The sequence below is a fragment of the Mycetohabitans sp. B2 genome, assembly GCF_021733735.1.
Classification (GTDB): domain Bacteria; phylum Pseudomonadota; class Gammaproteobacteria; order Burkholderiales; family Burkholderiaceae; genus Mycetohabitans; species Mycetohabitans rhizoxinica.
Genome location: NZ_JAHKSP010000023.1, coordinates 64,193 through 78,361, shown reverse-complemented (window position 1 = coordinate 78,361; position 14,169 = coordinate 64,193). Strand labels below are relative to the sequence as shown.

The 14,169-nt window shown below is 61.8% G+C and carries 12 protein-coding genes and 2 pseudogenes; 7 read left to right on the top strand and 7 right to left on the bottom strand.

Annotated features, from left to right (window positions below; translation table 11 throughout):
* Positions 1 to 125: 125 nt before the first annotated feature.
* From KPG66_RS05695 to hemP, 4 genes and pseudogenes are all read left to right on the top strand, one after another.
* Entirely contained in the window at positions 126 to 1,043 is a 918-nt protein-coding gene (locus KPG66_RS05695; RefSeq protein WP_237070230.1) for a pirin family protein, read from the top strand.
* A gap of 61 nt (positions 1,044 to 1,104) precedes the next feature.
* Positions 1,105 to 1,428, top strand: a pseudogene (locus tag KPG66_RS05690) (OsmC family protein); the annotation flags it as partial.
* Between the two features lie 65 nt (positions 1,429 to 1,493).
* Positions 1,494 to 1,979: an SRPBCC family protein gene (locus KPG66_RS05685; RefSeq protein WP_041754201.1), complete on the top strand. Its 486-nt coding sequence runs from the start codon at positions 1,494 to 1,496 to the stop codon at positions 1,977 to 1,979.
* A gap of 120 nt (positions 1,980 to 2,099) precedes the next feature.
* The gene (hemP, locus tag KPG66_RS05680) at positions 2,100 to 2,369 is read left to right on the top strand and encodes a hemin uptake protein HemP (RefSeq protein ID WP_013435031.1); all 270 of its coding nucleotides are present in this window, start codon (positions 2,100 to 2,102) and stop codon (positions 2,367 to 2,369) included.
* Positions 2,370 to 2,869: 500 nt separating this feature from the next.
* Here hemP and KPG66_RS05675 read toward each other — a convergent pair whose 3' ends face one another.
* The 5 genes from KPG66_RS05675 to uvrB form a co-directional block, all read right to left on the bottom strand.
* Positions 2,870 to 4,285 (bottom strand): 4Fe-4S binding protein, encoded by a 1,416-nt coding sequence (locus KPG66_RS05675; protein WP_237070229.1) that lies wholly within the window; start codon positions 4,283 to 4,285, stop codon positions 2,870 to 2,872.
* Positions 4,282 to 5,127, bottom strand: coding sequence for an FTR1 family iron permease (locus KPG66_RS05670; protein ID WP_013435029.1), 846 nt, complete (start codon positions 5,125 to 5,127; stop codon positions 4,282 to 4,284). The genes KPG66_RS05675 and KPG66_RS05670 overlap by 4 nt, the downstream gene beginning before the upstream one ends.
* A gap of 31 nt (positions 5,128 to 5,158) precedes the next feature.
* Complete coding sequence (locus tag KPG66_RS05665) at positions 5,159 to 5,503, bottom strand: cupredoxin domain-containing protein (protein ID WP_013435028.1); 345 nt, start codon at positions 5,501 to 5,503, stop codon at positions 5,159 to 5,161.
* 3 nt (positions 5,504 to 5,506) lie between these two features.
* Positions 5,507 to 6,073 carry an iron transporter gene (locus KPG66_RS05660; protein WP_041753392.1) on the bottom strand — a complete coding sequence of 189 codons (567 nt, stop codon included), beginning with the start codon at positions 6,071 to 6,073 and terminating at the stop codon, positions 5,507 to 5,509.
* Between the two features lie 169 nt (positions 6,074 to 6,242).
* Positions 6,243 to 8,333, bottom strand: a complete 2,091-nt coding sequence (gene uvrB / locus KPG66_RS05655) for an excinuclease ABC subunit UvrB (RefSeq protein ID WP_041753389.1) — start codon at positions 8,331 to 8,333, stop codon at positions 6,243 to 6,245.
* A gap of 459 nt (positions 8,334 to 8,792) precedes the next feature.
* Between uvrB and KPG66_RS05650 the strand changes: the two genes are divergently transcribed.
* Positions 8,793 to 9,992 (top strand): amino acid aminotransferase, encoded by a 1,200-nt coding sequence (locus KPG66_RS05650; RefSeq protein ID WP_237070244.1) that lies wholly within the window; start codon positions 8,793 to 8,795, stop codon positions 9,990 to 9,992.
* Positions 9,993 to 10,261: 269 nt separating this feature from the next.
* A complete protein-coding gene (locus tag KPG66_RS05645) occupies positions 10,262 to 11,107 on the top strand; it encodes a 23S rRNA (adenine(2030)-N(6))-methyltransferase RlmJ (protein ID WP_013435022.1) in 846 nt (281 codons plus the stop codon).
* Positions 11,108 to 11,548: 441 nt separating this feature from the next.
* On the opposite strand, the gene KPG66_RS05640 is transcribed toward KPG66_RS05645, so the two are convergent.
* Both KPG66_RS05640 and cueR read right to left on the bottom strand, forming a co-directional pair.
* Positions 11,549 to 11,698: a DUF3563 family protein gene (locus KPG66_RS05640; protein WP_083813437.1), complete on the bottom strand. Its 150-nt coding sequence runs from the start codon at positions 11,696 to 11,698 to the stop codon at positions 11,549 to 11,551.
* Positions 11,699 to 12,116: 418 nt separating this feature from the next.
* Positions 12,117 to 12,524: pseudogene (cueR, locus tag KPG66_RS05635) on the bottom strand (Cu(I)-responsive transcriptional regulator); the annotation flags it as partial.
* A gap of 352 nt (positions 12,525 to 12,876) precedes the next feature.
* Between cueR and KPG66_RS05630 the strand changes: the two are divergent.
* On the top strand, positions 12,877 to 14,133 hold the full coding sequence (locus KPG66_RS05630; protein ID WP_237070228.1) for an MFS transporter: 1,257 nt from the start codon (positions 12,877 to 12,879) through the stop codon (positions 14,131 to 14,133).
* Positions 14,134 to 14,169: the final 36 nt, after the last annotated feature.

Here is a 14,169-nt window from a genome sequence, read left to right as displayed (position 1 = left end):
TCGTCGTTCCATCAGTAGAACAATTCGTTGCAGCACGGCCCACTGGCAGCCAACGATACCCTGCCTATAATCATCTCATGTTGCATAGATGCTGCAAATAGCGCAATTGAATCACGGAGATTCTGATGATCGATCACCCCAGCCATACCATCGCGGCAGCACGCTCGCAGGACGTGAGAGCCCGCGCAGTCCAGCAAGTGGTTCCCGCGCAGCGCACCGTGGAGGGTGCGGGATTTGTCGTGCACCGGCCGTTTCCGACGCGGACGCTGACGGACTTCGATCCGTTCTTGCTGCTCGATGAGATGGGCCCGGTTGACTACGCGCCGGGCCAGGCCGTCGGCGCACCCGCGCACCCCCATCGCGGCTTTGAGACGGTCACGTATATGCTGGAAGGCGAGTTCGCTCATCGGGACTCCGCAGGCCACGCCGGTACACTTGGTCCGGGCGACGTCCAGTGGATGACGGCCGGCGTCGGCGTGGTCCATAGCGAAATGCCGGCCGCATCGCTGCTCGAACACGGCGGGCGCTCGCACGGCTTCCAATTGTGGGTCAATCTGCCGCGCCGTGACAAAATGATGGCACCTCGCTACCAAGAATTGCCCGGCGCGCGCATTCCGGTTGCACGCACGCCGGACGGGCACATCGACGTCAAGGTCATCGCCGGGGAGGCACTCGGGGTGAGCGCTGCAATTCAGACGCGCACCCCGATCCTATTCCAGCATTTCCGGATGCAGCCTGGTGCAACCCTGGTGCATCCGGTACCGGATGGCTTTCGCATGTTCGCCTATGCGCTTGACAATGGTGGTCGCTATGGCGCCCAGCAAACAGCGGCCGGCGCACGGCAGATGGTAGTGTTTGACAACATCGGCGATACGATCATGATCAGCGCCACCGACCGGCCACTGCAATTTCTGCTGATCGGCGGCGTGCCACTCAATGAACCTATCGTGCGCTACGGCCCGTTCGTAATGAACACCGAGGACGAGATCCGCCAAGCCGTCGCGGACTACCGCGACGGCAAGTTTGGACACATCGCTGCCTGAGCAGTGGGCGGCGAACGCCCTACGGCACCGTTCACGCATAACGGCCAAGACGTGATGACGGCTGGCGGACGAGCTGGCGTCAGCCGGCGGCGGCAACCGCGGGCCCACGCCCGTGTCGCTGCTGCTGTCCAGCCTGGGCGCGTGCACATCGATCACGCTGAAGATGTACGCGCAGCGCAAGCAATGGCCCCTAGCCGATGTCGATGTTTCGCTTGATATCGAGCAGAACGACGAGGGGACCACTATCCGCAGCACGATCGTGCTGCACGGCGAGCTGGATGACGAGCAGCGGGAACGCTTGTTGCAAATCGCCAGTACGTGCCCAGTCCATCAGCTGTTGACGCATCCGGTCGCCATTCAAAGTGGACTGGCGGTGGCCGCGTGAACCGGCGCCGATCCGCGCTATCATCACGGCGCACGGCACCTTGCCTGTTGGAGGACACTGCTGCTTTGAACTTTGAACACCTGATCCAGGTCAACGACCCGCTGAACCCGTTGACCACTACGCTGACCCGCGACGAACTGTGGGCCGGCCTTGTGCTGCGTGCTGAACAGCCGCAGTTGTTCGTGCTCGGCCTGGACAGCTGCACGATCCTGTCGCGCCACGGCGATACGTTGGAACGCGAATTGCACTATGGACCGGCCACCGTGCGTGATCGCGTGACGCTAAGCCCCGGGCATCAAGTCCGGTATGACATCGAGGCAACCGAGGCCCACGTCGGCGGATCGCTGACGATGACGATCGAGCAGCCAGACCCGGTGCAATTGTTTGTGCGTTTCGAGTACCGCACCACGCTGCCAAGCGCCGTGCAAGGTTCCGATGATGAGCAAATGACTGAAATCGTCAAGTCGGCCTATCGCGAGGCGGATCTCGATACTGTACGGCTGATCCGCGAATACGCGGGCAACGGTCGGCTGTCTACACACGTGCATTGACACACTGCACTGACCCGCGGCATGGGCTATCGACTTGCTGCGGTGATTAATAGACGCAATTGCAAATAAGAATAATTATCATTTAAACTCGTTGTCAACGATCAACACACCGCATCTTCGATGACGACCGCAAACCGCTCTCTCAGCACCCTGCGCCTGCCTTCCGGGATGGCCCGCCCGATGCGCAGTTCCGCTGCCCAGCCCGGGGACCGGCGTGCTGCGCCGGCGCTCGCCACGCCGACCCCGCAGCCGATGGGCACGACCCATGCCGCGCATGCGTTGCAAAGCGACGACTTGCTGCAAGGTCGCACGCACGTGAGCATTCTGCACAACGGTGAAACGTATCAGCTGCGCGCAACGCGGCTGGGCAAGCTGATCCTGACCAAATGACCGGCATGCTGCCCGGCAACTACCAGGCAGCATGCTCCAACCGAGTATTGTGGGGACCACCTCGATCCGAGGTGTTTGGCACTAGCCAGCCTTGGCGGCATCATCGCGAGACCTAGACCCCTTCGCGCCTGATAAGCCTGCCGCCATAGCCAGTGAAGCCGTTTTTTTGCGGGATTCCCCGCCCAATCTCCGAACTCTGATCTCAGCGTCGACTCGGGCTTCGTCACAAGACAAGTTCAAACGTCATCGAGCCGCTCCAGTCCGGCCTTCAGAGGGCAGCCTTGTCGTAGGACAGACACAGGGCAGACCTTGCCGCAGGCACATCTTGCCGCAACGTCATACCTTGCCGCGCGCCGGACGACCTTGTCACATGCCGGACCTTGTCACAGATCAAACCTTGTCACAGGTCGAAGCTCACCATAGGCTGGACCTCTGCACCAGCCGGGTTTCGCCATCCATTCGGATTTCGGCGTCAATTCAGGCCTTTGCGAGGTCCATGCTCAGGCCCAGCCCCAGAACATCAGCCACCATGCGCTGTCAACGACCGCCAACGCCGCGACAAAGCACAGTAGTGCACCTACGCCCCGTGCAACACCAGCACTGATACCATAGACATGCTTGACGATGATTTTCACCGCGAGATAAAGGCTTGCCGTGTTGGCTATCGCCAGCAACGCGAGCCGCACGTCTGGCACCCAGCCAAGGGGCAAATGCTCGGCGCGCAACAGCGACACGGTAGTGGCTGACAAACCGAGGAACACGCCCATGCCGGCCAGCGGGATCAATGCCTGCGCAAAGTGATGCAACCGCGACGTACGCCACCGGCCGAGCAGCAGGTTGCCCATTGCGACGCACGCCAGCAGCGCCGTGCCATACAGCAAACCCGTGGTGACGATATAGCCGATCACCAGGCCGCCGTCGAGCCACGAAAACGCATCATTTTGCTGCGGATAGTGCGTGAAAATGAACCATGGGGCATTGGTCTGCAGCGGCCACATAATGTCGTGGTCGATCAGCCACGCGGCCAGCGATTGCTTGATCGAGACAAACAGCGGACTGACGGTCCAATGAAACGCGCCGATCGCGATGCCGAGCAACCCGTACAAAATCAACGCGGTGTCCCAACGGTTCGCCGCCTCCTCGCCCAGCTCCACGACTTCCTGCGCCGGCGAGCGCCACGTCAGCGCGATTGCATCGCGATGGCCGCTGCAACGGCCACACATATGACAGGCCGACGCGCCCTTCATGTTTCGCAACGGCACGAGCGGCGCGCAGTTCACCGGGATCACACGGTGCCCATGCTCGCCCTGCGTATATGAACGACGCCACGCCTGCTCATCCACCCGATAGCGCAACGGGGCGAGCCGCGCCAGCAGCGCGAATACGCCATTGACCGGACACAGGTACTTGCACCACACCCGTTTTTCCCGGCCGTACAACAGGCCAATCACGATGGCGGCAACAGTCGACCCGCCGAGCACCAGCAGCACCGCCTTCGGATACTGGTACACGCTGACCATTTGCCCATAGATCGTCGTAAGTCCGAACGCGACGAACGGCCACCCGCCCCAGCGCATCCAGCGCGGAATCGGGCGACCCAGCCCGTGCTTGCTCGCGAACTCGGACAATGTACCTTCCGGGCACAGCACGCCACACCATACACGCCCGAGCATCACCATCGACAGCAGCACAAACGGCCACCAGATGCCCCAAAACACGAACTGCGCGAATACCGTGAGGTTCGACCAGATATGCGCGGTATCATCCGGCAGCGGCATGAACGCCGGCACCAGGATCAACAGCGCATAAATGAGCACGACGACCCACTGCACGTTGCGGATCACCGTCTGATGGCGCTGCATCCAGTGCCCAGCCTCGGCCAACCAGCCGGAGCGTGGAGCCAGCATCACACTCATGCGGGCTTCCTCTGCGCGCACGAGGTTTGGCGCTGCCGGATCCGGCGCAGCAACACCCAGACCACCAGCCAGAACAACGCATACGCAATGAGGTTGGCCAATGCCGGATGGGCCCGATAGCCGGTCAGCGTCGCCACCAGCGAGCCGACTGTACTGGAGTCGTCCAGGATGTGCGACGTGTTCCACACCACATCGATACCGGTCGGCACAATTTCCTTGTCGATCAACTTGTCGATGCCCGCTTCGAACAGACCGGCGCCGAGGAATAACAGCATGACCTCGGTGACGCGGAAAAACGCACGCCACGAGAATATTCGGCCACCCAGTTGCAGCAGATAGAACGTGAGCAACGCGAGCGCCAGACCGATCAGCACGGCCAGCCATTGCGTCACATCGACGTGGCCCGACTGACCGAACCCCAGCCCATACAGGAAAATCACCGTTTCACTGCCTTCGCGCGCGACCGCCAGTGCCGCGAGCACTGCGACACCCCACCAGTTTGCATTGCGCCGGCTCTCGGCTAACGACATTTCCATGTCGCGCTTGAGCGTGCGGCCATGCCGCTTCATCCACAGCACCATCTGCACGATCAGCACGCACGCAACCAGCACCATCGCCGTCTGGAAATAATCCTGCGCATCACCGGACAGCACCTCGGTAAAGCCGACCAACGCGGCACCCAGGCCAACCGCCGCCAGCAATCCCGCGCCGACGCCAAGCCACAGCCACGGCAATCCTTTGCGCGCAGCGGCGTCGCCATTGTTCAACCAGGCATGCAGGATGCCGACCACGAGCAGCGCCTCAACGCTCTCCCGCCATACGATGAACAGAATCTGACCCATTACATCTTCCTTCGCGCGGCTGCACGGCCCGTCACTTTGCCACTATCACGCCTTGCGCGCTCTGATGAAAATCATCGAAAAACTTGTACTCGCCCGGCGACAGCGGCGCGATCACAACAAACGACTCGGCACCCGGCGCCAGCACCTTCTCCTTGCGCAACTGCACGCTTTCGAACTCGACAGCGCCCTTGCCGGTGTTGTGCACCTCGATCTTGATGCGCTGGCCGGCCGGTACCTCGATGCGCGCCGGATTGAGCTTGCCGTCCGCCATCTCGAGCCGGAACGTGGGCAGGTCCGCAGCGTGGGCGACGCCGCCGAACGCGGCGCTCCACGCAAGCAGCCACGCCGTACCCTGCAATTTGAGCGTACGCTTCATCGATTAGTAACCACCCTTTTTGCCAATGCCGGCGAACGGGAAGTCGTAGTTCAACTCGAACGGCTTGAACCACGGACCGACACCGGTTTCCTTGTCAACATGGCGGCCGAACGCCATATGCCCAGTCTGCGCGGGCGGCGCGATAAACAGCTTCAGGTGATACTTGCCCGGACCCGCGAGCTTCACATTGTCGCCGTAGTGCGGGCCATCGCTCGCCACCATCGCCATCAGATCACCCTGTTGCACGTAGTTCGAGCCGGGCTTGGTCAACTCGTAACGCACCTGCAGGTACGGCATCCAATCGCCTTCGGCAAAGCCGGTCGGGTTGTTCTTGACCGCATGGATGTCCGCCTCCAGGTGGATGTCCGAGTCGGACGCCTTGCGCATCATGCCTTCCGGGTCCATCGTGATCGGCTGCAGATACACCGCGCCGACTTCCATCCCGCCCTGGATTTGTGGCTTGCCAATCGGATACTCGGCCGCCGACGCCGCGCCTGCCGCGCCCATTACCAGTGCAAATGACGCCACGGCGGTGGCGGTACGAACTAGACGAAAACCTGTCATCGACATTCCTCGTTGTAATGTGTGTGAAAACTGGAATAAGAACAATTCTCAATACACCGCCAGTGTAGCACCGATCCGCGCGTTGTCCCAAGCGGCAATATGCGCCGCATCGACACATCTTGTCGCCGCGACGCCACGACGCCGCCCGGAGCGCGAGCCCGCGCGGCGACGCGGCCTAGCGCAGCTCCGGCACGTGGTCGCCGACGCTCGCGCCGAACGCGCGTTGCTTGAACCGCGCCAATTGGTCGCGGGTCTGCGCCGCCTTCTCGAACTCGAGGTTCTTGGCGTAGTCCAGCATTTGCTTTTCGAGCTTTTTGATTTCCTTCGCGAGCTGCTTGTCCGACATGTCCTCGATCTTCGCGCGCTCCTGCTGCGCGCGCAGTTCAGCGCGCGCGTCGTCCACGTCGTAGACGCCGTCGATGATGTCCTTGATTCGCTTGACGACGCCACGCGGCACGATGCCGTTGCGCTCGTTGTATTGGATCTGCTTACGACGGCGCCGCTCGGTCTCGTCGAGCGCGCGCCGCATCGAGTCGGTGATCGTGTCGCCATACAGGATCGCATAGCCGTTGACGTTGCGTGCGGCCCGTCCGATCGTCTGGATCAGCGAGCGCTCGGCGCGCAGGAACCCCTCCTTGTCCGCGTCCAGGATCGCCACGAGCGACACCTCCGGGATATCGAGCCCTTCGCGCAGCAGATTGATGCCGACCAACACGTCAAAGGTGCCCAGCCGCAGGTCGCGGATGATCTCCACCCGCTCGACCGTATCGATGTCGCTATGCAAGTAGCGTACCTTCACGCCGTGGTCGGCAAGAAACTCGGTCAGTTGCTCAGCCATGCGCTTGGTTAGCACGGTGACCAGCACCCGTTCGCCAGCCGCCACGCGCTGATTAATTTCCGACAGCACATCATCGACTTGAGAAATGGCGGGACGGACCTCGATCTGCGGATCCACTAGCCCGGTGGGCCGCACCACCTGCTCGACGACCTGGCCCGCGTTGCGCTGCTCGTAGCCGGCCGGCGTCGCCGACACGAACACCGCCTGGCGCATCTTGCGCTCGAATTCATGAAACTTCAGTGGGCGGTTGTCCAGCGCGGACGGTAGCCGGAACCCGTACTCGACCAGGTTTTCCTTGCGGGCCCGGTCCCCGTTGTACATAGCGTTGAGCTGGCCGATCAGCACATGCGACTCGTCCAAAAACATCAGCGAATCGGCCGGCAGATAGTCGCACAGCGTTGGCGGGGGCTCGCCAGGCGCGGCACCCGAGAAATGCCGCGAATAGTTCTCGATGCCCTTGCAGAAACCCAGCTCCTGAAGCATCTCAAGATCAAACCGGGTGCGCTGCTCGAGCCGCTGCGCCTCGACAAGCTTGCCTTCCTGGTGGAAAAACGCGAGCCGCTCGCGCAACTCCTCCTTGATCGTCTCAACCGCTCGCAACACCGTATCGCGGGGCGTTACGTAATGCGACGACGGGTAGACGGTGAAGCGCGGGATACGTTGCCGCACCCGCCCGGTCAGCGGGTCGAACAAATGCAACGATTCGACTTCGTCATCGAACAACTCGACGCGCACCGCCATTTCGGCATGCTCGGCCGGGAACACGTCAATGGTGTCGCCCCGCACGCGGAATGTGCCACGCTGGAAATCGACATCGTTGCGCATGTACTGCATGGCAATCAGCCGGGCGATGATGTCGCGTTGGCCGACGCGGTCACCGTCGCGCAGCGTGAGGATCATCTGGTGGTATTCCGACGGATTGCCGATCCCGTAGATCGCCGAGACCGTCGCGACGATCACAACATCACGTCGTTCCAGCAGGCTCTTGGTAGCCGACAACCGCATCTGCTCGATGTGCTCGTTGACCGATGAGTCCTTTTCAATAAATAGGTCGCGCTGCGGCACGTACGCTTCGGGCTGGTAGTAGTCGTAATACGACACGAAATATTCGACCGCGTTGCGCGGAAAAAACTCACGGAACTCGGAATACAGCTGCGCGGCCAGCGTCTTGTTCGGGGCGAATACGATCGCCGGGCGGCCGAGCCGGGCGATCACGTTGGCCATCGTGAACGTTTTGCCGGAGCCGGTCACGCCGAGCAGCGTCTGGAACGCGAGGCCGTCCTGGATACCCTCGACCAACTGGCGAATGGCCTCCGGCTGGTCACCTGCCGGTGGAAACGGCTGGTACAGCTGGTAGGGCGATCCATCAAAGACAACGAATTTGCTCTCGTCGAGCGCGTGATCGTTCTCGGTGTGCAATGCGGACATGGGTCGTTCCTTCCGGCCGGGACAAGCAAACGTACATTTTAGCGTTTTGGCACGACACGGGGCCGAGCGGGATCTCGGGGCGAAACCGCCACGCCCGGCCGCGCACCGGCACGCGCACCCGTTCGAGTTCCGGCACTGACATCGTGACCGGCCCGACTCGGGCGGCGGCACGGCCATACATTGGCGTGAGCCGCGCGCCGGAGCAGGTCATACGCCGGAACAGGCCATGCACCGAAGCAACCTATGCACCGAAGCAACCTATACGCCGGAGCAACCTATACGCCGGAGCAAACCATGCACCGGAGCGGATCAATGGCGCATAGTTCACTGCTGCCCGCCGACGCGGAACAACGCGGCCGGCATTGGTTACAATGCAGGGGTGGGTGGTTGCACGGCGTTGATCCCAACCATGCCATGGCCGCCGCCCGCCGTCTTTTCGAACTCATTGCCGATACGATCATGTCTCTTTTCTCCGCCGTCGAACTCGCGCCGCGCGACCCGATCCTGGGCTTGAATGAAGCTTTCAATGCCGATATCCGTCCAACAAAGGTCAACCTGGGCGTGGGCGTCTACACGAACGAGGAAAGCAAAATTCCGCTGCTGCGCGCGGTGCGCGAGGCTGAACGGGCCCGGCTGGAGCAAGCGTTGCCGCGCGGCTATCTGCCGATCGACGGAATCGCCGCATACGACACGGCCGTGCAAAAACTGTTGTTGGGTAACGACTCGCCGCTCATCGCTGAGGGCCGCGTCATTACCGTGCAAGCGCTTGGCGGAACCGGTGCGCTGAAAATCGGCGCGGATTTCCTCAAGCGCATCGAGCCGAATGCGAAGGTGGCGATTAGTGACCCGAGTTGGGAAAACCATCGCGCACTGTTTGAAAGCGCCGGCTTCGAAGTCGTGGCCTATCCATACTACGACCCGGCGACTCACGGTGTGAAATTCGATGCGTTGCTCGCCGCGCTGAGCAGCTATCCGGCCGGCACGATCGTGGTGCTGCACGCCTGCTGCCACAACCCGACAGGTGTCGATCTGGACGAGGCGCAGTGGCGGCAGATCGTTGACGTGGTCAAGGCACGTGAATTGGTGCCGTTCCTGGATATGGCTTACCAGGGCTTCGCGCAGGGCATCGACGAAGATGGCGCAGCGGTACGCCTGTTCGCGTCGGCGGGTATCGACGTATTCGTCTCCTCGTCGTTCTCCAAGTCGTTCTCCCTGTACGGCGAGCGGGTCGGCGCGCTGACGGTCATCACGCGTAGCGGCGAGGAAAGCGCGCGCGTGCTATCGCAATTAAAGCGTGTGATCCGCACCAACTATTCGAATCCGCCGACACATGGCGGCGCGATCGTGGCGGCGGTGCTCGGCAATCCCGAATGGCGCGCCCTCTGGGAACAAGAGCTTGGCCAGATGCGCGAGCGCATCCGCGCGATGCGCGGCGGCCTGGTACAAAAGCTCAAGGACGCCGGCGTGCAGCGCGATTTCGAATTCGTCAACCGGCAGCGCGGCATGTTCTCGTATTCAGGACTCAACGCCGCGCAAGTCGAGCGTCTGCGCGAGGAGTTCGGTATTTATGCGGTCAACACCGGACGTATCTGTGTGGCCGCGCTCAATACGCGCAACCTTGACGTGGTGGCCAACGCAATCGCGCAAGTATTGAAGTAACCGGGGCGGGCGATGGCACGGTGCCCGCCATGCCATCGCACCGTCCGGTCGCCGACATTGAACGGCGTCTACTCGACGCCCATCGCCACCGGCAAGCCAAGCACGAGCTGGTAGAGCGCATGCTAGGACCCGCGTAGCGCGGCCAGTCGCCGCAGCGGCGCAGCGGTGTATTGCCCACGGTGATCGTAGTATTGAGCGCCGCCTTGCAACACCCATGCCACCGTCTCGTATGGCGGTATATCGTATCGACGAAATTCTTTTAGGGCATCATGCTCAGCTACCGTCACGCCTTTCACGCCGGCAATCATGCCGACGTACTCAAGCATTGCGTCGTCGTGCACCTTCTGCGCTATCTTGCGCAGAAAGACAAGGCGTTCTGGTATATCGACACGCACGCGGGCGCCGGCGCATACGCGCTGCACGAAGGTTACGCGCAGAAGCGGCTCGAATTCGAGACAGGTATTGCGCGGTTGTGGAAACGCTCCGATCTGCCGGCGCCGCTGGCCGATTATGTGGATGCCGTGCGCGCATTGAATCCGGATGGCGAATTGCGTTTCTACCCCGGCTCCCCCTATCTCGCTTGGCAGAGGCTGCGCGAGCAGGACCGGATGCGGCTGTTCGAGATGCATACGACAGAGATCGACGTGCTACGCAGCAATTTTCGCGATGCCGGGCGGCGCGCGATCATCGCCGGCGGTGACGGCTTCGAGGCAATCAAGGCACTGCTGCCGCCTCCGCCACGGCGCGCCTTGACACTGATCGATCCTTCCTACGAGGACAAGCGCGACTACGCGCGCACCCTAGGTTGCGTCCAAGAGTGCCTGAAGCGCTTTGAGACGGGCGTCTATGCGATCTGGTACCCGCAGGTCACGCGGCTCGAAGCGCAACGCTTTCCCGCGCAACTCAAGCGCTTGCGGCAAGACCGTTGGTTGCATGTGGCACTGAGCGTCGGCGCGGTACCGAAAGACGGTCTGGGACTGTACGGCAGCGGCATGTTCGTGCTCAATCCGCCGTATACTCTGGCTGCGGCGCTGCACGAAACCCTGCCCTGGCTTGTCGACGCACTGGGCGTTGACCGGCAAGCCCGCTTCGTACTGGAGGTAAGCGACGACTGAGGACTAGAGACTGACAGCAGTGCGATGCGGCGCAGCGAACCGCGCGCCGTGTTGCGGCATCGGCATAGTCCATGCAGGTTGCCCTAGATCAATGGGATATCGTTTCGCTTAACTGCGAACGGCAGCGCCGTCTCACGTCACCGCAGCGAACTAGGATCCGACGGTTGACAGCCTCAGCAGTTTCGGTAGGCTGGGCACCATCGACGGCTCCATTCGGGAGGGATGGGATGGCGGCGGATGAACGCCGCTGGTCGCGGGCGGCAGCGAAATGTCACGTTGCGCGTCGTTCGACGGCAAGTCGGACGGTAAAGGATTCGTCGGTGACGAGCCTAGGTCGCGTAGAATACGCGATCCACGTTGGTTGGCCGTCGTCATCAACCCATCAACGCACAGACCAACCCTAACCCGACACGGCGGCTCCCCCCACCGTACAGCGTAGGATTAGAACGAGCGGTAACCGTGGTTTTCCAGCGCACGAATGCGCCGCTCGAGTTCGAAGATATCGGCCGACTGCGCCAAATAAGCTTCGCGACGACGGCGCTCGGCGTTTTCGAACCAGTTCGACAAGGCCATCATCAGATAGGTCAGCATCACAGTTCTCCAGGAATCGGGGGGACGTCCCGCCGGAACGACGTCAGGGATTTCCCTTAATCGGGTTAACCCGAGTATAGAAATCCGCCTCAAAAAAGTCCAGCGAATTGCACGAATGATGGGCATGCCTGTTTGGCCAAGAACGCGTGGTACACCAAGCTGCAGGAACATACGCCGGACTACGTGAGCGGCCCATCCGGCATCGTCACCACACCTGTTCCGGGGCATGCAGTGGCGCAGCACGGCCATACTGATCGACTCGCCGTACAAAACAATAGGTAACTAGCGTTCAGCCTCGCAAACGCGAACGCCAGCTTTGGGGTAATGCTGCCGCGTCAGTGAGCGCGCCCTCAACATGCTGCCCGCGTGCTGCACGGCGGCTGCGGGCAGCGTCCGCATCGAGCGGTAGCGATGCACCATGCGCGCATGGGCCGCTGTCGGCCAATGCCAGATGTTCGATGATCGGACAATCCGCTCGCTCGTCGCCATGGCAATGCGCGGCCAGATGCGCCAGTGTGTCGCGCATTGCCGACAGCTCCGCGATGCGCTGCTCGAGTTCGGCGACGTGACCCAGCGCGATCGACTTGACCTGTGCGCTGGCACGCTCGCGATCGTTCCACAACGCCAGCAGTCGCCGGATATCGACAATCGAAAAGCCCAGCCGCCTCGCATGGCGCACGAACCGCAGCGCGTGAACCTCCTTGTCGCTATACACGCGATAGCCGGCATCGGTGCGACTGCGCGGCGTCACGAGCCCAATGCTTTCGTAGTAGCGGATCATCTTTGCGCTGACGCCTGACGCGTGCGCGGCCTGGCCTATGTTCATGATTGTCGATGCACCACTGCGTGCGGTTCGATACAGTAAAAAAACGCTACACCTTGCTACGACAGGAAGCCCAAGCATAAGCTGATTCCTCGGCCCTCGTGGGGCCGCTCATCCGCTCTACGACACTGCGATCGACTCGCTTGCATTCGCGTCAACTCGGCCTGACAGGAAGCGAGCCAGCGGCTTTTTCGGTCACGGTGCATGCAACGCCGATGCGGCCCGGCGAGCTTGACCGATTCTCGACAATAATTGTCCTGACAGCGTGTTTAAGCCAAATTAAACTCAACGTCGCACCATGATGGTACGCCCGCATCGGCTACCGCAGCCCTCGACCCACAGACGAGAAAAATCGATGTCCACGCTCGACAAACAGACCGCGGCCGCCGCAGGTAATTCCGGTGGCGCTACACTCAGCGCCACCACCACGCGGGCTGGCGCAACCGTGTTCTCGGTGCTCGGCGCAATCAGCGTCTCGCACCTGCTCAACGACATGATTCAGTCGTTGATCCTGGCAATCTATCCGATGCTCAAGGCCAACTTCCAATTGAGCTTCGGCCAGATCGGGCTGATCACGCTGACCTACCAGGTCACGGCCTCGCTGCTGCAGCCGCTCGTGGGCCTGTACACCGACAAGCACCCGAAACCGTTCTCGCTGCCCATCGGCATGGGTTTCACATTGTGTGGATTGCTTCTGATGTCCGTGGCCGGCACTTTCCCGATGCTGTTGCTGGCCGCATCGCTCGTCGGTTGCGGCTCGTCGGTGTTCCATCCCGAGTCCTCGCGCGTCGCACGCATGGCCTCTGGCGGCCGTCACGGACTCGCACAGTCGCTGTTTCAGGTCGGCGGCAACTTCGGCACCTCACTCGGACCGTTGCTGGCCGCTTGGATCATCATCCCGCACGGACAGCCGAGCATCGCCTGGTTTTCGCTCGCGGCGCTGGTCGGCATCGTGATCCTGTTCAATGTCGGACGCTGGTACCGTAGCCATCCATCCACGAAAAAGTCCCGCTCCAGCACGGCCCACGTGGCGTTGGCGCGCTCGCGCATCGCCACCGCCATCGGTGTGCTCATGCTGTTGATATTCTCGAAATACTTTTACTTGGCCAGCATCAACAGTTACCTCACCTTTTACCTGATTGACAAATTCCACCTGTCGGTGCAATCGGCACAGGTTCATTTGTTCATCTTCCTCGCGTCAGTCGCCGCCGGCACGGTGATCGGCGGCCCCATCGGTGACCGGATCGGTCGCAAGTATGTGATATGGGCATCGATTCTCGGCGTCGCCCCCTTCACATTGGCGCTGCCGTACGCCAACCTGTTCTGGTCCAGCGTGCTGCTGGTCATCATCGGCGTGGTGATCGCATCGGCCTTCTCCGCGATCCTCGTGTATGCACAGGAGCTGATCCCCGGCAAGGTGGGCATGATCGCCGGCCTGTTCTTCGGCTTTGCGTTCGGCATGGGCGGCGTGGGCGCCGCCGTGCTCGGCTGGCTGGCCGACACCACCAGCGTGCGGTTCGTCTACCACGTGTGTGCGTTCCTGCCATTGATCGGCATCGTCACCATCCTGCTGCCGAACCTGGAGCGTCCGCGCGCCGGCCAGTCGGCATGATCCACGCTTGCCACGGCCAATAAGGGAAACCCTGAC